Annotated in this window: 2 protein-coding genes; both read right to left on the minus strand. The window is 73.4% G+C overall.

Going from position 1 to position 23,002, the window contains the following annotated elements:
• Positions 1-33 precede the first annotated feature (33 nt).
• Positions 34-18,441 carry a type I polyketide synthase gene (locus tag ABZ719_RS32820; protein ID WP_366728806.1) on the minus strand — a complete coding sequence of 6,136 codons (18,408 nt, stop codon included), beginning with the start codon at positions 18,439-18,441 and terminating at the stop codon, positions 34-36.
• The coding region (locus ABZ719_RS32825) for a type I polyketide synthase (RefSeq protein ID WP_366728807.1) at positions 18,438-23,002 on the minus strand (4,565 nt) is incomplete at its 5' end. The genes ABZ719_RS32825 and ABZ719_RS32820, both read right to left, overlap by 4 nt.

The following is a 23,002-nucleotide window of genomic DNA, read 5'->3' on the forward strand; positions in this document are numbered from 1 at the left end:
AGGAGATCAACCGGTCCGGATCTGTCTCGGTGTTCACTGGCCGGGACCGCCCAGTTCTCGATTGATGAAGTCGAACAGTTCGTTGTCGTCGGCGTTCGCGATGAGCCGGCCCTGCTCGGACTGGCCGCCCTGGTCGGCGAGCGCTGCGGCCATCTTCTGGACTCGTCGCCGCACCTCGTTCTTGGCCGCCTCGTCGATGCCGTCGTCCGCCGTAACGGCCGAGAGCACCCCTTCCAGCCGGTCGAGCTCGGCCAGCGCGGACTCGGCTTGGTCGGCGTCCGCGCCGAACATCTCCGTCTTCAGGTGGTCACGGAGCGCCAGCAGGGTCGGGTGGTCATAGGTGAGTGTCGCCGGCAGCGTCAGCCCGGTCACCGAGACGAGCCGGTTGCGCAGCTCGACCGCGGCGAGGGAGTCGAAACCGAGGTCGACGAGCGCCTTGGTCGGCGAAAGGACCTCGGCCGAGCTGTGACCGAGCGCCTCGGCCACCTGCTCCCGTACCAACTCCAGTAGTAGGGCGTCACGTTCGTCGCCGTCCAGAGCGTCCAGGCGCGCCCAGGCCCGAGACCGGCCGTTCGGCTGGGCGAGCCGGTCCCCCGCGGGGGCCACCGGGAAAGCCGCCCGGTACTCGGGCAGGTCACTGATGACCGTGCACTTGACGGTGCCCGCGGTCGCCTTGATGAACCGGGTCCAGTCCACGTGCGTCATGGCGATGTAGGTCTCGTCGTGATCCAGTGCTCGCCGCAGTCCGGCCAGTGACTGGCCGGGATCCATCGGGTGCAGGCCCCGACGGCCCGCCCGGTCGGTCGCACCGGTGTCGTCGGCCATGCCTCCGCCCGCCAGCAGGCCCCAGCCGATCGTCGTGGCCGGCAGACCGCGCGCCCGCCGGTGGTGGGCCAGGGCGTTCAGGAAGGCGTTCCCTGCCGCGTAGTGCGACTGGCCGGGTGAGCCGATGAGGCCGGCGGCCGAGGAGAACAGCACGAAGGCCGAGAGGTCCAGGTCCTGGGTCAGCTCGTGGAGGTTCCACGCTCCCTCCACCTTGGGCCGCAGCACGTTGTTCAGTCTGTCGAGAGTCAGCTCGGTGACGACGCCGTCGTTGGCGACTCCCGCACTGTGGAACACGGCGGTCAGCGGCAGGTCGTGGGGAAGGTTCGCGAGCAGGGCCTTCACCTCGCCCCGGTCGGCGACGTCGCAGGCGGCGATGGTCACCGCGGCCCCCAGGGCGGTGAGGTCGGCTTCCAGCTCGACGGCGCCCGGCGCTGCGCGGCCCCGGCGGGAAGTGAGCACGAGGTGCGGCGCGCCCTGCTCGGCCAGCCAGCGCGCGGTGCGGGCGCCCAGGCCGGTGAGGCCGCCGGTGACCAGCACGCTGCCCGAGGGCCGCCAGTTCCGACGCGGCGGCTGATCCGGGTCGGCGCGGACCAGCCGGCCGCCCAGAACGGAGCCGTCCCGCAGTGCCGCCTGCTCCCCGGTACCGCCGTCGCCCAGCAGGCGGATCAGCCCGGCCGCCGAGTCGTCGTCGGGGGTGACCGGCAGGTCGACCAGACCGCCCCAGCGGTCGGGACGTTCCAGTGCCAGGGTCCGTCCGAAACCCCACAGCAGAGCTTGGTCGGGATGGTCGAGCCCGTCGCCGGGGACGACGTTCACCGCGCCCTGGGTGAGGCACCACAGGGGTGCGTCGATCTCGCGGTCCTCCAATGCCTGGACCAGACTCACCGTGGCGGCCAGGCCGACCGGCACACCCGGGTGTCCCGGGACGCGGGACTGCTCCAGCGCCAGCAACGAGACCACCCCGGCGAGCGGCGGCTCGCCGAGCCGGGCCGCCAGCGCGGCCCGGTCCAGCTGGTGCTCCCCGACCTCCAGGACACGGACGTCGGCTCCGGCGGCTGTCATCGCCGCTTCTATTTGCGCGGCCCAGGCGTTGTCGCGGTGGCCGACGGGCACCACCAGCAACCAGGTGCCGGTGAGCGTGGCCTCGGGCCGGGTCGGCACAGGCCGCCAGCTCAGCCGGTACCGCCAGCTGTCCACCACCGTCTTCTCGCGCCGGTCGATGCGCCACCGGGCCAGTGCGGGGAGCACGGCGCCGAGGCCGTCCCGTTCCTCGGTGTCCAGTTCGGCGCTGAGCGCGTCGAGGTCGCCCTGTTCCACCAAGTTCCAGAACCGGCTGTCCACGGCGTCCGGGTCGGCTGTCGTCGTGCCCGGTGTCTCCGGCGTGTCCGGCCAGTAGCGCGTGTGCTGGAACGCGTACGTCGGCAGCGGGATCCGTCCCGCGCCGGCCGCGGGGAAGAGGGCCGGCCAGTCGACCTGGGCCCCGGCGGCGAACAGGGTGCTCAGTGCGGCGAGTACGGATTCGGTCTCGGGACGGCCTCGCCGGAGTCCGGGCACGGCGACGACATCCCCCCCGGGCACGCATTCGCGGACCAGACCGGTCAGGGTCGCGTCCGGCCCCAGCTCCAGGAAGCGGGTCACCCCGCCGTCCCGGAGTCCGGAGACCGTGTCGGCGAACCGCACCGCGTTCCGGACGTGCTGGACCCAGTACTCGGGTGTGGCCACGTCGCTGCCGGTCATCGGTGTCCGCGGTGGCTTGAATTCCAGACCGTCGAGCGCGGCCCGGAATTCCGCGAGCATGGGGTCCATGAGCGGGGAGTGGAACGCGTGGCTGACGGCCAGCTGCTTCGTGCGGTGTCCGGCGTCACGGAGGCGTTGTCCGATCTCGCTGACGGCGAACTCGGTGCCGGAGACGACCACCGACTGGGGGGTGTTGACCGCGGCGATCGACACCCCGGCGCCCTGCACGGCCACGAGCGGCGCCACCACGTCCTCACCGGCGTCGACGGACATCATGGTCCCGCCCGGTGCGAGCCCCTGCATGAGCCGGGCCCGCGCGGTGACCAACGCGCAGGCATCGGTCAGCGACAGCACGCCCGACACGTGGGCGGCGCTGATCTCGCCGACGGAATGACCGGTGACGAAGTCGGGCCGGACGCCCCAGGACTCGAACAGCCGGAAGAGGGCCACTTCGATCGCGAAGAGCGCGGGCTGGGCGAACTCGGTGGTGTTCAGCCGGGCCTCGTCCTCGTCGAAGACCATGTCCCGCAGCGACGGGTCCAGAGCCGCGCACACCTCGTCGAACGCCGCCGCGAAAACCGGGAACTCCCGGTGGAGTTCACGGCCCATCCCACCTCGTTGCGACCCCTGGCCCGTGAAGACGACGGCCAGACCACCGCTGCCGGCCACACCGGTGGCCTCCGCGCCAGGAGCGGCGGTGCCGTCGGCGAACGCCGCCAGTCGCTCGCGCAGTTGCTCGCGGTCGGCGGCGAGCACCACCGCCCTGTGATCGTGCACCGCGCGGTCGGTCGCCAGCGACCGCGCGACGTCGGCCAGCGTAAGTTCGGGCCGGCCGGTCAGGTGGGCGTGGAGGCGCGCCGCCTGGGCGCGCAGGGCGGCCGGCCCCCGGGCCGACAACACCACCGGCTGCATCCGCCGGCTCGCGGAGCCCTCGTCCGGGACCGGCGCCGTGGGCGGCGTGGGAAGGTCCTCGGGCGGTTCTTCCAGGATGATGTGTGCGTTGGTTCCACTGAGGCTGAAGGCGGACACGCCCGCCCGCCGGGGATGGCCCTGTTTGGCCCAGTCACGGGCCCGGTCCAGCAGTGCCACCCCGCCGGAGGACCAATCGACCTCGGGGGACGGGGTCTCGGCGTGGAGCGTCCGAGGCAACAGACCGTGCCGCATCGCCATGATCATCTTGATGGTTCCGGCGGCGCCGGCGGCGGCCTGAGAGTGCCCGATGTTCGATTTGATCGAACCCAGCCAGAGCGGGGTGTCGGACTCGCGTTCACGTCCGTAGGTGGCCAACAGGGCCTGCGCCTCGATGGGATCGCCGAGCCGGGTCCCGGTGCCGTGTCCCTCCACCACGTCGACCTCGCTCGCCGACAGACCCGCATTGGCCAGCGCGGCGCGGATGACCCGTTGCTGCGACGGGCCGCTGGGCGCGGTGAGGCCGTTCGAGGCGCCGTCCTGGTTGACCGCCGAGCCGGCCAGCACGGCCAGTACGCGATGGTGGTTGCGGCGGGCCTCGGAGAGTCGCTCCAGCACGAGCAGACCCACGCCCTCGGCCCAACCGGTGCCGTCCGCTCCGGCGCCGAACGCCCGGCACCGGCCGTCCGGGGACAGGCCCCGCTGCCGCGCCATCTCCACGAACATGTTGGGGGTGGCCATCGTGGCGACCCCGCCGGCCAGTGCCAGCGAGCACTCGCCGGAGCGCAGCGCCTGGGCCGCCAGGTGCATGGCCACGAGCGAGGACGAGCACGCCGTGTCGATGGAGACGGACGGCCCCTCGAATCCGAACTCGTAGGACAACCGCCCGGAGATGATGCTGGCCGCGTTGCCGGTCAGCACCCGGCCGCCGAAGTCGCCGGAGTCGCGGGCCAGCAGTGCGGGGTAGTCGCTTCCGTTCGCGCCCACGAACACCCCGACCGGGCCGCCGCGCAGGGCGGAGGGGACGATGCCGGCGTTCTCGAACGACTCCCAGGCCGTCTCCAGCAGCAAGCGCTGCTGCGGGTCGATGGCGATGGCCTCGCGCGGCGAGATGCCGAAGAAGCCGGAGTCGAACTCGGCCAGGTGGCCCAGGAATCCGCCCGCCCGGGCGTACGTCGTGCCGACCCGGTCGGGGTCCGGGTCGTAGAGGCCGGCCAGATCCCAGCCGCGGTCGACCGGGAAGCCGGTGATCCCGTCACGGCCCTCGGCCACCAGCCTCCACAGTTCGTCCGGCGAGTTCGCCTCGCCCGGGTACCGGCAGGCCATGCCGACGATCACGATCGGGTCGTCACCGCCCGCGGTGGCGGGCCCGGCCGGAGTGACGTCGGCGGTGTCGGCCTCGTCACCCACCAGCTCGGACCTGACGAATGCGGCCAGTGCCTCAGGGGTGGGGTGGTCGAACACCAGCGTCGCCGGCAGGCGCAGTCCGGTGGCCGTGTTGAGACGGTTGCGCAGTTCGACCGCGGTGAGCGAGTCGAACCCGACCTCGTGGAAGGCGCGGGTCATGTCGACCGATGCGCCGCTCGGGTGGCCGAGCACGGCGGCGATCTGCTCGCGCACCAGTTCACCGATGGCCTTCACCTGGTCGGCCACGGGGGAACCGGCCAGTCGCGCCGCCTCCAGCCCCGCCGCCGACGCTGTTGCCGCGCGCCGGGCCGGACGCCGCACCAGGCCGCGCAGCAGGGCGGGCACCGGGCCGGCCGACCGCACGGCGGCCAGGTCGAGGCGAGCGGCCATCACGTTCGGGCGAGCCAGATCGACCGCCGTGGCCAGCGACTCGAGGCCCTGGGCGGTCGCCATCGGCAGCATCCCGCCCCGCCCCATGCGCGCCACGTCGGTCTCGCTGAGGTTCTCGGTCATACCGCTGTCCGCGCCCCACCAGCCCCAGCTGATCGAGACCGCGGGGAGACCCTGCCGGTGTCGCTCGACGGCCAGCGCGTCGAGGAAGGCGTTGGCGGCGGCGTAGTTGGCCTGGCCGGGTGCTCCGAAGGCCGTGGCGGAGGAGGAGAACAGCACGAACGCGGAGAGGTCCAGATCCCGGGTCAGTTGGTGCAGGTTCCAGGCACCGTCGACCTTGGGGGCCAGGACCGCGTCGACCCGCTCGGTGGTCAGGGAGTCGAACACGCCGTCGTCCAGCACTCCGGCGCAGTGCAGCACCGCGGTGAGCGGGAACTCGGGCTCCACCGAGCGCACCAGGGCCGCGACCTGCTCGCCGTCGGCGACGTCGCAGGCGACGACACGCACCGTGGCGCCGAGCTCCGCCAGTTCGGCGGTGAGCCGGACGGTCCGGGGCGAGCTGTCGCCCTGTCGGGAGGTCAGCAGCACTTGTCGTACGTGGTGGTCGGTGACGAGGTATCGGGCCACGTGCCCTGCGAGCGAACCCGAGGCACCGGTGATCAGTACGGTTCCGGCCGACCACGAGGTGGCCTGCCCGGTGTCGGCGGGTCCCAGGCGGCCCAGCCGCGGGGCCCGAAGCACACCGTCGCGCACCGACACCTCCGGCTCACCCGATTCCACGGCCGCGTGCAACGCGGCCGTGGTGGTCGCGTCGGCGCCGCCCTCGACGAGGACGATGCGATCGGGGTTCTCCGACTGCGCCGAGCGCAGCAGGCCCCGCACGGTCGCGCCGGTCAGGCTGTCGTCCGTCACCACCACCAACCGCGAGGACTGCCAGGCGCGATCGGCCAGCCACGTCTGCACCGAGCGCAGCACGCTGTTCACCGCGGCGTGGACGTCGGCGGTGACGGCGCGCCCCTCCCCCGGTACCGGCATCGCCACGAGGGCCGGGACCTCGGCTGCCTCGTCCCACCCGGACACCAGCTCCGCGAGCTCGAGCGGGCTGTCCAGCACGGTGGCCTCGGAGCGGGGCGCGATGTCGTCGACCCGGCCGCACTCGACCCGGCTGATCTCGAACAGGGAGTCGTCGCGGGACGCGGCGGCGCGCAGCTGGTCGGCGGAGACCGAGCGTGAGGACAGTGCCGCCACGCTGAAGACGGGAGCGCCGGCGTCGTCGAAGGCGTCCAGGGCGACCGTGTCGGTGGACACCGGCCGGACCCGGATGCGCAGCGCGGTGGCGCCCGAGGCGAACAACCGCGCTCCGGCCCAGGAGAAGGGCACCAGACCCTGGGGGGTGTCGGAGGTGAGGGCCCGGAGCACGCCGCCGTGCAGACCGGCATCCAGCAGCGCCGGGTGCACGCCGTAACGCTCGGCGTCGGCCCCGCTCGGCGGCAGCGCCACCTCGGTGTAGAGCTCCGTACCGCGCCGCCAGCAGGCCACCAGTCCTTGGAACGTCGGTCCGTAGTCGTGGCCCGCCTCGGCGAACAGGTCGTACGCGCCGGCGACGTCGACGACGTCGGCTCCCCGCGGCGGCCATTCGGTGAGCGGATCGAGTTCCGGCGTGCTTCCCGTGCTGGACACGGTTCCGGTGGCGTGCCGTGTCCAGGCGGTGTCGCCGGCGTCGCCGTCGGGGCGGGCGGAGATCGTGATCTTCCGGCGGCCCTCCTCGTCGGCGGCTTGCACCAGGATCTGCAGCGCGATTGAGCCCGCCGTGGGGATCAGCAGGGGCGACTCGATCGTCAGCTCGTCGAGCACGGTGCAACCGACCTGCTCGGCCGCCCGCAGGGCCACGTCCACGAAGGCGGTGCCGGGGAGCAGGGCCTGCTCGAACAGCACGTGCTCCCCCAGCCATGGCTGAGTCCGCGGCGCCAGCCGGCCGGTCAGCAGCACGGCCTCGCCGCCGGCGACCTCCACGCCGGCCAACAGCAGTGGATGGTCGAGCGGGTCGAGACCCACCGCGGCGAGATCGGCCGGCGGTTCGGGGATGTCGAGCCAGTACCGCTGGTGCTGGAACGGGTACGTGGGAAGCGGGGTGTGCCGAGCTCCGGTGCCGTCGAACAGGACCTGCCAGTCGACCTCCACTCCGGCGGCGAACAGGGTGCCGAGTGCGGTGAGCGCCGTGTCGGCTTCGTCGCGGTGCCGACGCAGGCTGGGGACCGCGACGACGTCCGGCTCGACGAGGCACTCGCGGATCGCACCGGTCAACGGCGCGTCGGGGCCGATCTCGAGGAACCGGGTGACGCCGGCGCCGTGCAGTTCGGACACCGTGTCGGCGAACCGCACCGTGTCCCGCACGTGCCGCACCCAGTACTCCGGATCCGTCACCTCCTCACCGCCCGCCATCGGGATGCGGGGCGGCTGGAATGTCAGGCCGTGGACCAGGGCGCGGAACTCGTCGAGCATCGGGGCCATGAGCGGCGAATGGAACGCGTGGCTGACGACGAGCTGTTTCGTACGGTGTCCGGACTCGCGCAGGCGCCGCACGATCTCGGTGACGGCCGGCTCGAGCCCCGAGAGCACCACCGAACCGGGGGTGTTGACCGCCGCGATCGACACCGTTTCGGCGTACTGCGCGACCAGCGGGGCGACCACCTGCTCGCCGGCAGTCACCGAGACCATCACACCGCCCGGGTCGAGCCGCGCCATCAGCCGGCCCCGCTCCGACACCAGCCGGCACGCATCCGGCAGCGACAGCACGCCGGCGACGTGCGCAGCCGCGATCTCGCCCACCGAATGACCGGTGAGGAAGTCCGGCCGGACACCCCAGGACTCGAAGAGCCGGAACAGCGCGACCTCGACGGCGAAGAGCGCCGGCTGGACGACCTCCGTGGCGTCGAGCCGAATCTCCCCGTCGCCGAGGACAACCTCCCGGACGGCGGGATCCAGCTGATCGCACGCCTGGTCGAAAGCGGCCGCGAAGACCGGGAACTGCCGGTGGAGTTCCGAACCCATGCCCGGGTACTGCGCGCCCTGTCCGGTGAACACCATCGCCAGCGGGCCCCGCCGGGCCACATCGGCGACGGTTCCGGTTCCTTCGCCCCTCTGCGCGTACTCCGCCAGCCGCTCCAGGGCCTGCGCGCGGTCGGAGGCGAGCAGTACCGCACGGTGATCGTGGCCGGCCCGGTCGGCCACGAGGGAGTAGGCGATGTCCGCCAACGCCGCGTCGGGCCGGTCGCGCAGGGAGGATTCCAGTCGCTCCGCCTGGTGCCGCAGGGCCTCGGGCCCGCGAGCCGTCAGCACGAGCGGCCACATCGGCAGGCCCGCCGCGGGAGGAGGCGGGGCCGGGGCGGTGAACTCGGCCGGAGGCTGTTCCAGGATGATGTGTGCGTTGGTCCCGCTGACGCCGAAGGAGGACACCCCCACCCGGCGGGGGCGGCCACGATCCGGCCACTCCCGAGCCCGGTCGAGCAGCGCGATCGCGCCCGACGACCAGTCGACCTGCGGCGACGGCGTGTCCGCGAAAAGGGTCTTGGGCATGATCCCGTGCCGCATCGCCATGATCATCTTGATCGTGCCGGCGATGCCCGCCGCCGCCTGCGTGTGGCCGATGTTCGACTTGATCGACCCCAGCCAGAGCGGCGCGTCCTCGGCGTGCTCGCTGCCGTAGGTGGCCAGCAACGCCTGGGCCTCGATCGGATCCCCCAGCCGGGTCCCCGTGCCGTGTCCCTCGACGACGTCCACGTCGGAGGCGGACAACCCGGCGTTGGCCAGGGCCTGGCGGATCACCCGTTGCTGGGAGGGACCATTGGGGGCGGTCAGCCCGTTCGACGCGCCGTCCTGGTTCAGCGCCGAGCCGGCCAGCAGTGCCAGTACCCGGTGTCCGTTGCGCCGCGCGTCGGACAGCCGCTCCAGCACCACCAGGCCCGCGCCTTCGGACCAGCCGGTGCCGTCCGCGTCCGCGCCGTACGCCCGGCACCGGCCGTCCGCAGCGTTCGCGCGCAGCCGGCTGTACTCCACGAACAGGTCGGGCGTCGCCATCACCGTCACGCCGCCGGCCAGCGCGAGCGAGCACTCGCCCGACCGCAGCGTCTGCGCGGCCAAGTGCATGCTGACCAGCGATGACGAGCACGCCGTGTCCACCGTCACTGCCGGGCCCTCGAAGCCGAACTCGTAGGCGACCCGGCCCGACGCGATACTGCCGGCGCTGCCGTTGCCCAGGTAGCCCTCGAGCTCCTCGGGCTTGGTGTGCAGCCGCGAGCCGTAGTCGTGGTACATCAGCCCGACGAACACGCCGGTCGGGCCGCCACGCAGCGAGGTGGGATCGATGCCCGCGTTCTCAAGGGACTCCCAGGCCGTTTCCAGCAACAGCCGCTGCTGCGGGTCGATCGTGATCGCCTCGCGCGGCGAGATGCCGAAGAACTCGGGGTCGAACTGGTCGGCGTCGTGCAGGAAGCCACCCTCACGGGTGTAGGTGGTCCCGGGGTGGTCGGGGTCCGGGTGGTAGAGGTCGGCGAGGTTCCAGCCCCGGTCGGTGGGAAAGCCGCCGATGACGTCCCGCCCCTCGGCGACGAGGTCCCAGAGCTGGTCGGGCGAACTGACCCCGCCCGGGAAGCGGCAGGCCATGCCCACGATCGCGATCGGGTCGTCTCCGGTCCCGGCCTCGGCCGCGCTGACGGCCGGCCGGGCGGGGGCGGCCGTCTCGCCGCCGATCTCGCCCCGCACGAACTCGATCAGGGCGGCCGGGGAGGGGTAGTCGAAGATCAGTGTGGCCGGCAACCGCAGCCCGGTGGCCGTGTTGAGCCGGTTGCGCAGTTCCACCGCGGTCAGTGAGTCGAACCCCAGAGCGGTGAAGGGCTGCCGGTCGTCGACGGCGGCGCTCGAGGAGTGCCCGAGCACGGCCGCGGCATGGGTACGCACCAGCTCGGCGACGGCCTGGCCGCGCTCGGCCGGTTCCAGTGCCGCCAGGCCCTCGCGGAGTCCGGCCCCGTCCGCCAGGTGTGGTTCGGCGACCCGCCGCGCCGGACGGCGCACCAGCCCGCGCAGCAGTCCCGGGACCGTGGCCGCGCCGGACAGGCCGGCGAGGTCGAACGGGGCGGCGATGACCCGGCCTTGCCGGCGGGAAGCCGCGTCGAACAGGGTGAGGCCGAAGTCGTTGTCCACCGGGCGGATGCCGGTGCGGGCCATCCGGGCCCGGTCCTGGGTTCCGAGGTGGCTGCCCATGCCGCTGGCCTCGGCCCACCATCCCCAGGCGATCGACACCGCCGGCAGGCCGAGCCTGCGCCGGTGCTCGGCCAGCTCGTCGCAGAACCCGTTGGCCGCCGCGTAGTTCGCCTGGCCGGCGGCGCCGAACGCCGACGCGGCCGAGGAGAACAGCACGAACGCCGACAGTTCGGCGTCCTGGGTGGCCTCGTGCAGGTGCCAGGCACCGTCCACCTTGGGCCGCAGCACCGCATCGACCCGGTCGGGGGTCAGTGAACCCACGGTCGCGTCGTCGAGCACACCCGCGCAGTGCACCACGGCGCTGAGCGGGAACTCCGGCGGCACCGAGCCGACGAGATCCATCACCTCGTGGCGGACGGCGAGGTCACACGCGACCATCCGCACCGAGGCACCCGCCTCGGTCAGCCGCTCGACCAGCTCGTCGGCACCGGGGGCGGCCGGGCCCCGCCGTGAGACCAGCACCAGCCGTCGCACCCCGCACTCGGCCACGAGGTGCTCGGCCACCAACCCGGCCAACACGCCGGACGCCCCGGTGAGCAGCACGGTCCCCGTGCCCCACACCGAAGACGGCTCGCCCGGCACCGGCCCGGCGGGCTCCGGGAGTGCCTCGGCGGCGACCCTGCGCAGGCGGGGCGACCACAGCCGCCCGTCGCGAACCGACACCTCCGGCTCACCCGACGCGACCGCGGCGCGGGCGAGCGCCTCCACCGACCGCGCCCCGGCCGGCTCCGGACCGGCGAGCGCCTGCTCCACGAGTACCACACGCTCCGGGTTCTCCGACTGCGCGGAGCGCACCAGACCACCGACCGCCGCACCCACGAGTCCGCCGTCGGTCACCACGACCAGCCGCGACCGCTCCCACCGGCTGTCGGTGAGCCAGTCCTGCAGCACCCGCAACGTGCCGTTCACCGCGGTGTGCACCGAGTCGACCGTCGACTCGGGTGCCCGGCCGCCGGGAACACGCAGCACCACCAGCCCGGGCAGCGGCGCGCCACCGTCCACCGCCGAGCCGAGCGCGGCCAGGTCGGGGTGGAGCCACGCACCGACCGTGTGCTCGTCCTCCGCCGGCGCGGTCCGCGCCGGGTCGGACGGCACCACCCAGCCGATCGGCCCTTCGGCGCCAGCCCCCGGACCGGCCTCGGCCGGTCCGCACGGCACCCATCCGAGCTCGAATAGCGCGTCGGCGTGTGCGGTGCCGACGTCGCGCAGCTGCTCGGCGGAAACCTCCCGGGCGACCAGCGAGTCCACCCTCAGCACCGGGCGACCGGTGGTGTCGAAGCCGTCCACCGACCACGAGGAAGGCCCCGTCGGGGAGAACACGAGCCGCAGTGCCGAGGCACCCGAGGCGAGCAGTCGCACCCCGGACCACAGGAACGGCGCTCGCACTCCGGGGTTGTCCGGCTCGGCCCCCTGCGAGTCGAGCCGGTCCATCGCCAGACTGTGCTGGCCCGTGTCCATCAGGGCCGGGTGCAGGCCGAAACGCCCCGCGTCGGCCGCGAGTGCCTCGGGCAGCTCCGCCTCGGCGAAGACCTGGTCACCCGTCCGCCAGGCCCGGCGCAGCCCGGTGAAGGCGGAGCCGTAGTGGTAACCGAGCGCGGCGAGCCGCTCGTACGATCCAGCGACGTCGAGTTCGGTTGCCCCGGCCGGCGGCCAGGTCACGTCTGCCGGCCACGGCGCCGGCTCCGGACGGTCGCCGGGCACCGCGCTGCCCCGCGCGTGCCGCGTCCACGTGGCGCCCACGGCCTCGCCGGGTTCCGCCGACCGGGAGAAGACCTCCACGGTGCGGCGGTCGTCGCCGTCGAGGGCCCCGACGAGCACCTGCAGCAGTACGTCGTGCCCGCTCGGCAGGATCAGCGGCGCCTCGATGGTCAGCTCTTCCAGCCCGCCGAGGCCCGCCTCGTCGGCTGCGCGGATCGCCAGCTCGAGGAACGCCGTACCGGGCAGCAGGGGTCGGCCGAAGAGCGCGTGGTCGACGAGCCACGGGTGGGCGTGCAGCGAGAGCCGGCTGGTGAACAGGAAGCCGGCGTCACCCGCCAGAGTCATCTTCGCCCCGAGCACAGGGTGATCGACCTGTTCGAGGCCGACGGCGGCCAGGTCACCGGGCGCGGACGCCGACGCGGTCGGCCAGTAGCGCTGCCGCTGGAAGGCGTAGGTCGGCAGGTCGACCCTCCGCGCCCCGGTGCCCGCGAAGGCCGCGGACCAGTCCACGGTGAGCCCGGCCCGCCACGCGGCGGCCATCGATCGCAGGAACATGTCCGGGTCGCTCTCGCCGCGGCGGAGGGTCGCCAGCACGGTCGCCCCGACGCCGCGCTCGTCGGCGGTCTCCTCGATCGCGGGAGCCAGCAGCGGGTGCGGGGCCACCTCAAGCAGCACGCGGTACCCGTCGGCCAGCAGCACGGCGGCGGTGTCGTGGAACCGTACCGGCTGCACGAGGTTGGTGAACCAGTACCGGCCGTCTAGCTCGTCACCCTGCACCCGGCGGGCGAACGTCGTGGAGTAGTACGGCACCGAGGCGGTGGCCGGGCGGATGTCGGTCAGGAGCCCGAGGAGTTCGTCCTCGACCACCGCCATGTCCGGGGAGTGCGTCGGGTAGTCCATCGGGATGGGACGCGCGCGGACACCGGCGGCCTCGTACTCGGCCCGCAGCGCGGCGATTCGGTCGAGCGGGCCGGTCACGACGACCGATCGCGGACCGTTGATCGCGCTGACGTGTACGCCGGTCAGCCGTGCGACCCGGTGGCGCACCTGCTCGACCGGCAGCCCGACCCAGAGCGTGGCGTACCCGGTCACCCGGCCGGACACGCGCGCCCGCGCGGTCAGGACCCGGGCCGCGTCGGCAAGGGTGAGGATACCGGCGATGTGAGCGGCCGCGACCTCTCCCACGGAGTGCGCGATGATCGCGGAGGGCATCACACCCCGGGAGATCCACAACCGGGCGAGCGAGACCATGACCGCGAACAGCATCGGCTGGACCTGCTCGGCGTGCTCCAGGTCCACGCCGTCCGCGCCGTCCGCGCCGTCCGCGCCGTCCGCGCCGGCCAGGAGATCGCGCAGGGTGCGGCCGTGCCAGTCCACGTACGGTGCGAGCGCCGCCTCGCACTCCGCCATGGACGCGGCGAAGACCGGCGAGGTGTCCCACAGCCGCAGGGCCATCCCGACGTACTGCCCGCCCTGCCCCGGGAACACGAACACCGGGTCGGTGTCGCCGGAGCCGACGGGTCCGGCGACCGGGGTGGTGCCGGCCACCAGGTCGTCCAGCCCGGACAGGAGTCCGGTGAGGTCGGCGCCGAGCACCACGGCCCGGTGTTCCAGCGAGGAGCGGGTGCCGGCCAGTGAGAACGCCACGTCGGCCAGCTCCGCCGGGCCGGTGGCCCCGGAGGCCAGGAGGTGCTCGCGCAGCCGCACCGCCTGATCGCGCAGCGCGGCTTCCCCGCGGCCGCTGAGCAGCAGCGGCAGCACCTGTGGCGCGTGGGGCCGCTCCGCCGGTCCGGCCTCGGGTTCGGTGTCCGGGGCCTGCTCCACGATGACGTGTGCGTTGGTCCCGCTCGCCCCGAACGACGACACCGCTGCCCGTCGGGGACGACCGGTCGCCGGCCACGGCCTGGCGTCGCCGAGCAGCCGGACCGTTCCGCTCTCCCAGTCGACGTGCTCCGAGGGCCGGTCCACGTGCAGGGTCTTCGGCAGTACACCGTGCCGGATCGCCATGATCATCTTGATGACGCTGCCGACGCCGGCCGCTGCCTGGGAGTGGCCGATGTTGGACTTGAGCGAGCCCAGCCAGAGGGGCTCGCCCTCCGCTCGGTGCCGGCCGTACACGCCCTGCAGCGCCTTGATCTCGATCGGGTCGCCGAGCACCGTGCCGGTGCCGTGCCCGTCCACCGCGTCCACCTCGTCGGGGCGCACGCCGGCGTTGGCCAGTGCCCGGCGAATGACCCGCTGCTGGGCAAGGCCGCTGGGCGCGGTGAGGCCGTTGGAGGCACCGTCCTGGTTGATCGCCGAGCCACGGAGGACGGCCAGCACGGAGTGGCCGTTGCGGCGGGCGTCCGAGAGCCGCTCCAGCACCAACAGGCCGGCACCCTCGGCGAAACCCGTCCCATCGGCGCCGGCGCCGAACGCCTTGCAGCGGCCGTCGGCGGACAGCCCCTGCTTGTCGAACTCCTGCAGGTCGACCGGGGTCGCCATGACGGTGGCCCCGCCGGCCAGTGCCAGCGCGCACTCCCCGGAGCGCAGGGCCTGCGCGGCCAGGTGCATCGCCACCAGCGAGGACGAGCAGGCCGTGTCGACCGTCAACGCCGGCCCCTCCAGGCCGAACTGGTAGGAGAGTCGCCCGGCGAGCACCGCGGCGGAAGTCCCGGTGAGCAGATAACCGTCGGCCAGCTCGGCGCTGCCGCGGAGCAGGTCCGCGTAGTCCTGGTCACTGGTGCCGGCGAACACACCGGTCTGGCTGCCCCGCACCGACTTCGGGTCGATCCCGGCCCGCTCCAGCGCCTCCCAGGTCAGTTCCAGCAGCAGCCGCTGCTGCGGGTCCATCGAGGCCGCCTCGCGCGGCGAGATCCCGAAGAACCGCGCGTCGAACTGCGCCACGTCGTCGAGGAAGCCACCGCCGCGCACGTGGGTGGCGCCCTGACGCGTCGCATCCGGATGCAGCAGGGTGTCGAGGTCCCAGCCCCGGTCGGTCGGCAGCCCCGAGACCGCGTCGCGCCCGCCGTCCACCAGCTCCCACAGCTGCTCCGGCGAGCCGACCCCACCCGGGTAGCGGCAGGCCATGCCCACCACAACGATCGGGTCGTCGGCGAGCGCGGCGAGGGGGACAGCCGTCCCGGATTCCTCGTCGGCCGCGTCGGTCACCAGCCGGAGCAGGTACGATGCAAGGGCCGCGGGGGTGGGGTAGTCGAAGGCCACGGTGCCGGCCAGCTCGAGATCGAGCGCCGCGTTCAGCCGGTCCCGCAGCTCCACCGCCGCGAGCGAGCTGAAGCCCAAGTCCTGGAAGGTGCTCTCGAGGTCGACGTCGGCCGGCGAGTCGAGCCCCAGCACCACGGCGACCGAGGTCCGCAGCAGATCGTTCACGACGCGGCGCTGGTCCACGACGGCCAGCACGTCCGTGACCCGGGCGTCGGTGTCCGGCTCGGGCGTGGCGGCCGACGGCGGCCCCGAGGGAGCCGGAGCGACGGAGCCATCGCGCGGCAGCCAGTGCCGGTGCCGCTGGAAGGCGTAGGTCGGCAGGTCGACCCGCCGGCCCTCGCCGGGGAACAGCGCCGCCCAGCCCACCTCGCCGCCGCCGGTGAAGATGCGGCCGACCGCGTCGAGCAGGGCGACGGACTCGGACCGGTCACGGCGGGAGGCGGCCACCGCCGTCACCCGCCGGTCGGCGGGCAGGCATTCCCGGACCATGGCCGAGAGCATCGCGTCCGGTCCCAGCTCCAGGAAGCGGGTGACGCCCCGCTCGTGCAGGGTGGCCACGCCGTCGGCGAATCGCACCTGCTCGCGTGCCTGCCGGACCCAGTACTCGGGCTCGCCGAGCGTGGCCGCGTCGGCCGGGGCACCGGTGAGGGTGGAGACCACCGGGATGTCGGGCGCGCCGAAGGTGAGTCCGGCGACGACAGCCTGGAAGTCGTCGAGCACCGGGTCCATCAGCGGCGAATGGAACGCGTGGCTGGTCGTGAGCCGGCGGGTCCGGTACCCGGCCGCGGCCAACTGGGCCACGACCTCCGCCACCGGTTCTCGCGCACCGGACAGCACGACCGAGTCGGGGCTGTTCACCGCGGCCACGGACACCCCGTCCGCGGCCGCGACCAGCGGGGCCACCACATCCGGGGCGGCGTTCACCGCGACCATGGCACCGCCGTCGGGCAGCGCCTGCATCAACCGGCCGCGCGCCACGACCATGCGGCCGGCGTCGGCGAGGGACAGCACGCCGGACACGTGCGCGGCGCTTATCTCGCCGATCGAGTGACCGGCCACGAAGTCGGGGCGGATGCCCCAGGACCGGATGAGCCGGAACAGCGCGACCTCGAAGGCGAACAGCGCTGGCTGGGCGAATTCGGTGCGGTCCAGCAGTGGACCGTCCTCCCGCATCAGCTCGCGCAGCGATCGGCCCAGCAGCTCGTCGACCACTGCGCAGACCTCGTCCAGCGCCGCGTCGAACACCGGGTACCGAGCCGCCAGTTCACGCCCCATTCCGGCGCGCTGGGCACCCTGACCGGTGAAGACCATCGCCAGGCGGCCTTCCCTCGCCCGATCGACGTGCACCGCGGGACTGTGCCTCCCGGCGGCCAGCGCGGACAGACCGGCCAGCAGGGCCGCCCGGTCCTCGGCGACCACCACGGCACGGTCGGCCAGCGCGGCGCGGGTGGTGACCAGGCTTCGTCCGACGTCGGCCGGCTCCAGCTCGGGGTGGCGTTCGACGAAGGAGCGCAGCTCCTCGGCCTGGCCGCGCAGCGCGGCGGCGCCCCGGCCGGTCACCACGAACGGCCACGGACCGGTGCGGGCCCGCCCCGTCGGCTCGGGCGGCGCCTCGGCCGGGGCGTCGGGAGCCTGCTCCAGGACGACGTGCGCGTTGGTCCCGCTGATCCCGAACGACGACACCGCGGCACGCCGGGGACGGCCCCGGTCGGGCCACTGCTGCTGGTCGGTGAGCAGCCGGACCGTCCCCGCCGACCAGTCCACGTGCGAAGTCGGCCGCTGGGCGTGCAGCGTCCTGGGCAGCTTCCCGTGGCGCATGGCCATGACCATCTTGATCACGCCGCCGACGCCGGCCGCCGCCTGCGAGTGTCCGATGTTCGACTTCAGCGATCCGATCCACAACGGCGTGTCCGCCGCTCGCTCCCGGCCGTAGGTGTCCAGCAGGGCGCGGGCCTCGATCGGGTCGCCGAGCCTGGTGCCGGTGCCGTGCGCCTCGACCGCGTCGATGTCGGTCGAGGCCACACCGGCGTTGGCCAGCGCGGCCCGGATCACCTGCCGCTGTGCCGCGCCGTTCGGCGCGGTGAGGCCGTTGGAGGCGCCGTCCTGGTTGAGGGCGGAGCCTGTCACGAGGGCCAGCACCTGGTGTCCGTTGCGCCGGGCGTCGGACAGCCGCTCGACCACGAGCACGCCGACGCCTTCCGCCCAGCCCATGCCGTCGGCATCGTCACCGAAGGCCTTGCACCGGCCGTCCGGGGCGATTCCACGCTGCCGGGCGAACTCGATCAGCGAAGCCGGGCTCGACATGATCGTCGCCCCGCCGACCAGGGCGAGCGAGCACTCCTGGGAGCGCAGCGCCTGGGCGGCCAGGTGCAGCGCGACGAGCGAGGAGGAGCACGCCGTGTCCACGGTGACCGCGGGCCCCTGCAGACCGAACGCATAGGACAGCCGTCCGGAGACGACGCTGGCGATGTTGCCGGTCAGTACGTAGCCCTCGTAGGCCGACGGCACGGTGCGCAGCGAGATGTTGTCCTGGTAGCTGACGCCGACGTACACGCCGGTCTGGCTTCCCCGTACCGCGTCGGCGCTGATGCCGGCTCGTTCGAAGGCCTCCCACGAGGTTTCCAGGAGCAGCCGTTGATGCGGGTCCATCACGGTCGCCTCCCGAGGAGGGACGGCGAAGAACTCGTGGTCGAACTGGTCCGGCGAGCGCAGGAAACCGCCGCCCCGGGAGTACGTCCGGCCCACCTTCTGGGGGTCGGGGTCGTACAGCTCGTCCAGGTTCCAGCCGCGGTCCGTCGGGTAGCCGGACACCGCGTCGGTGCCGTCGGCCACCAGCTGCCACAGGGCTTCGGGGCTGTCGGCGTCGCCGGGGTAGCGGCAGGCCATGCCGACGATGGCGATCGGCTCCCGGCTCTGCGCCTCGACGTCGCCGAGCCGCTGCCGGATGCGCTCGTTCTCCTTCAGTGCGTTGCGCAGCGCGTCAACGAGCTCGTTGGTGGACGGGGTGGTCATGAGGTCGGCCCCTCCGCTCGGTCGCTCGCGTCGGCTTGGCCGTATGCGGCGCGTATGAGATCAGCCATGTCCATCGAGTCGATCGCGTTCGTGGACCCGGCGCTGTCGGTCGTCGGCCCGCCCCCGGGAGCGGTCTCGGCCAGCCGGAGCAAGGCGTCCACCAGCCCGGCCTGCCTCAGCGAGGCGATCGGAATACGTTCGATGATCTTCTTCAGCCCTGCGTCGTCGACGCCCTCACCGGTCTCGTTCCCGGGGGTCCCGGTGTCCTCGCCGAACAGCTCGGCGTGCACCAGCTCCGCGACCAAGGCGGGGGTCGGGTAGTCGAAGACCAGCGTGGCGGGCAGCTGCAAGCCGGTCGCCACGCCGAGCCGGTTCCGCAACCGCAACGCGGTGAGCGAGTCGAAACCGGCCTCCTGGAAACTGCGCCCCGACTCGACCGAGCTGCCGTCGGCATGTCCGAGCACGGCCGCCACCGTGGCCCGGACGAGGTCGGTGATCGCATACGTCCGCTCGGGGGCGGGCAGGCCGGCGAGCCGCTCGCGCACACCGGTGTCGGCCGCTCCGTCCGCCGGCCCGTCGGGGTCGTCCCCCCTCGCCCCGATCAGCTCGGCGAGGAGCGGCATCGATCGGGTGCCGACGAGTTCGGTGGCGAACGAGGACCACTCGACGTCCACCACGACCACGGCCGTCTCATCGCGGTCGACCACCTGGTCCAGGGCCTGGACGGCGCCGCGGGGGTCCATCGCGCGCAGGCCCCGGGCCGCCAGCCGGTCCTCCACACCGTCGCGGTCGGCGATCCCCGGGCCCTGCCAGAGTCCCCAGGCGATGGAGGTCCCGGTCAGGCCGAGAGCCCTGCGGTGTGCGGCCAGTGCGTCCAACGAGCTGTTCGCGGCGGCGTAGTTGGCCTGGCCGGCCGGGCCGACCGTGCCGACGAACGACGAGAACAGGATGAAGTCGACGAGGTCGCGGTCTCTCGTCAGCTCGTGCAAGTGCCATGCGGCGGCCACCTTCGGGCGGAACACCCGCTCGAAGCGTTCCGGGGTGAGCCGGTCGATGACGCCGTCGTCGAGCACGCCCGCGGTGTGCACGACGGTGGTCAGTGGATGTTCGGCCGGCCAGTTGGCCAGCAGGTCGGCGAGCTGCGCCCGATCGGCCACGTCGCAGGCGACAACCGACACCGAGGCACCCTGTTCGGTCAGCTCGGCGGCCAGCTCGGCGGCGCCGGGCGCGGCCGGGCCGCGACGGCCGGCCAGCACCAGGTGTCGCGCGCCGCGCCGGACGAGCCAGCGCGCTGCCTCCGCCCCGAGTGCGCCGGTGCCGCCGGTGACCAGAGCGCTGCGTTCGAGCGGCTGCTTCGTCCGGAGCGCGGGTGCGGTGACCCGGGTCAGCCGGCGGCAGAACACCGTGCCGCCTCGCAGCGCCAGCTCGCTCTCGCCGTCTCCGAGCGCCCCGGCCAGCGCCACCAGGTCCGCTCGGCCCAACTCGCGGGGCAGGTCGACGACGCCGCCCCACGACAGGGGCTGCTCCAGCCCCGCATGCCGGGCGAAGCCCCACAGCGCGGCCTGCCGTGCCTGGGTGACGGCGTCTCCCGGCCGGACGGCGACCGCGTCCTGGGTCACGCACCAGATCGGGGCCGGCAGGCCGAGTTCACTCACCGTGCGCACCAACGCGAGCGTGCCGCTCAGGCCGGCCGGCACGGAGACGGCGTCGGTGTCCTCGGCCGTGTCCAGCGCCAGCAGCGACAGGATGCCCCCGGCCGGTTCGCCGTGCAGCGCCGTGACGAGCTCGTGGCGGAGCGCCTCGGCATCCGCGGCCCGGGGGACATCGACCCGGCTGACCCGAGCCCCTCGGGCGCTCAGCGCCGCGACGGCCTGCTCGAGCCACGTCGGCTCGGCGATGTCCGCCGGCACCGCGACCAGCCAGCGGCCGGTGAGCGGCCGGTCCCGTCCTTCGGTGGGGCGCCAGGTGACGCGGTACTGCCAGCCGGCCAGCGTCGCCTGCTGCCGGCTGCGCTCGCGCCACGACGACAGGGCCGGGAGCACGGTGCCCAGCGAGGATCGGCCGGCGTCGTCGGAGAGGGCGAGCGCCGTGGTCAGTCCGTCGAGGTCGCCCTGGTCGACCATCTTCCAGAACCGGGTGTCGACCTCACCGCCACGAGAGGAGCGGCTGGGCGGCGTCTCGATCCAGTAATGGGTGTGCTGGAAGGCGTACGTGGGCAGTTGCCCCGGCCGGCGGCCCGACGGGAACAGGTCGGACCACCGCACGTCGACTCCGCCCACGAACGCCTCGGCGGCGTTGCGCAGGAATTCCCGTGCGCCGCCGTGGCCGCGGCGGAGCGTTCCGACCGTCGTGACCGACGTCCCCTTGGCCTCGGCGAGCTCCTGTATCGAATTGACGAGTACCGGGTGCGCGCCCACTTCGTGGAACGATCGATGCCCGTCGCTGAGCAGCTGGTCGACCACCTCCGCGAAACGCACCATCTCGCGCAGGTTCCGGTACCAGTAGTCGGCGTCGAGCTTCCGGCCGTCGAGCACCGAGCCGGTCACCGTCGAGTAGAAGGGCACCGTGCCCGGTGAGCACTCGACCGTGCCCAGCGTGTCGGCCAGCTCGGCCCGGACGACCTCCACCTCCGCCGAATGCGACCCGTAGTTGATCGGGACGCGCCGGACCCGCGCTCCCTCCGACTCCCAGACCGACAGGAGTTGGTCGAGCTCGGCGGTGGCCCCGGAGACGACCGTGGACATCGGACCGTTCACCGCGGCGATGCCGAGCGCGGGACAACCGGCCAGGCGTTCGCGCACCTCGTCCGCCGATCGGTTCACCCAGCCCATGCCGCCTCGCGTCGCCAGACGCCGGAGCAGCCGGGATCGCAGGGCCACGACGCGCGCGCCTTCGGCCAGCGACAACGCCTCCGCCGCCACGGCGGCGGCGAACTCGCCCTGGGAGTGCCCGACGACCGCCGAGGGGCGGACGCCGAGTGATGCCCACAGCCGGGACAACGAGACCCCGACCGCGAACAGGGCCGGCTGGACGACGTCGTCCCGGTCGAGGCCCGGCGCACCTGGCACCCCGGCGAGCACGTCCCGCAGCGAGAACCCGTCCCAGTCGACCCACGGCGCCAACGCCTCGTCGCAGGTCTGCATCAGCTCCGCGAACGTCGAACTGCTCTTGCACAGCTCGATGCCCATCCCGAGCCACTGGCCCCCCTGCCCGGGGAACACGAAGACCGGGCCGCCGTGGTCGGCGTCGCCGGATCCCGCCACCACCAGGGCCGAGTTCTCCGACTGGCCCGCCGCGATCGCGTCCAGGCCGGCCAAGAGCTCCTGGCGGTTCTCCGCGATCACCACGGCTCGGTGGGAGTGCGTGGCCCTGCCGTTGGTCAGTGCCGCGCCGAACCCCGCCACGTCGGTGTCCGGTGAGTCGGCCAGCGCGGCCCGCAACCGGGTCGCCTGGCCGGCCAACGCCCCCGGTCCCCGGCCCGACACCGGGAAGGCGGTGACTCCGAGCCGCGTCACGGCGTCCGCCTGCCGGGCCGCCGGCTGCTCCGGGGCCTGCTCGAGGACGACGTGCGCGTTCGTGCCACTGATACCGAACGAGGAGACGCCGGCACGGCGGGGCCGGCCGGTCCTGGGCCAGTCGTGGTTCCGCTCGAGCAGAGCGACGGATCCTTGCGACCAGTCGATGAACGGCGAGGGCTGCTCGGCGTACAACGTCTGCGGCAGGATGCCGTGACGCATCGCCATGACCATCTTGATGACGCCGCCGACCCCGGCGGCTGCCTGGGTGTGCCCGATGTTCGACTTCAGCGATCCCAGCCACAGCGGGGCTTCGCGGTCCTGTCCGTAGGTGGCCAGCAGCGCCTGGGCCTCGATCGGGTCGCCGAGCTTCGTGCCGGTGCCGTGTCCTTCGACCACGTCGACCTCCGACGTGGACAGGCCGGCCGAGGCCAGCGCCTGGCGGATCACCCGCTGCTGCGAGGGACCGTTCGGGGCGGTCAGGCCGTTCGACGCGCCGTCGGAGTTCACCGAGGAGCCCTTGAGCACCGCGAGTACCTGGTGGCCCTGCCGGCGTGCGTCCGACAACCGCTCGAGCACCACGAGGCCGACGCCCTCGGCCCAGCCGGTGCCGTCCGCGCCCGCGCCGAACGCGCGGCACCGGCCGTCCGGGGACAGGGCTCGCTGGTGCCCCAGGTCGACGAACGTCATCGGGGTGGACATCACCGTGACCCCGCCGGCCAGCGCGAGCGAACACTCGCCCGCCCGCAGTGCTTGTGCGGCCAGGTGGAGTGTCACCAGTGACGACGAGCAGGCGGTGTCGACCGAGACGGCAGGCCCCTCCAGGCCGAACTGGTACGCCACCCGCCCCGAGAGCACGCTGCCCGCGCTGCCGGTCAGGACCGCTCCGCTGAGCTGGTCCGGAACCAGGTCCACGGCCGGCGCGTAGTCGTGGTACATGACACCGGAGAACACGCCGGTCCGGCTGCCGCGCAGTGAGTCCGCGTCGATGCCCGCGCGCTCGAAGGCCTCCCAGGCGACCTCCAGCAACAACCGCTGCTGCGGAT

It is taken from the genome of Streptomyces sp. NPDC006743 (assembly GCF_040703815.1).
Lineage (GTDB): Bacteria > Actinomycetota > Actinomycetes > Streptomycetales > Streptomycetaceae > Streptomyces.

Coding starts and splice junctions, on each gene's coding strand:
- ABZ719_RS32820 (WP_366728806.1), bottom strand. CDS start 18,441: ATGACCACCCCGTCCACCAACGAGCTCGTTGACGCGCTGCGCAACGCA.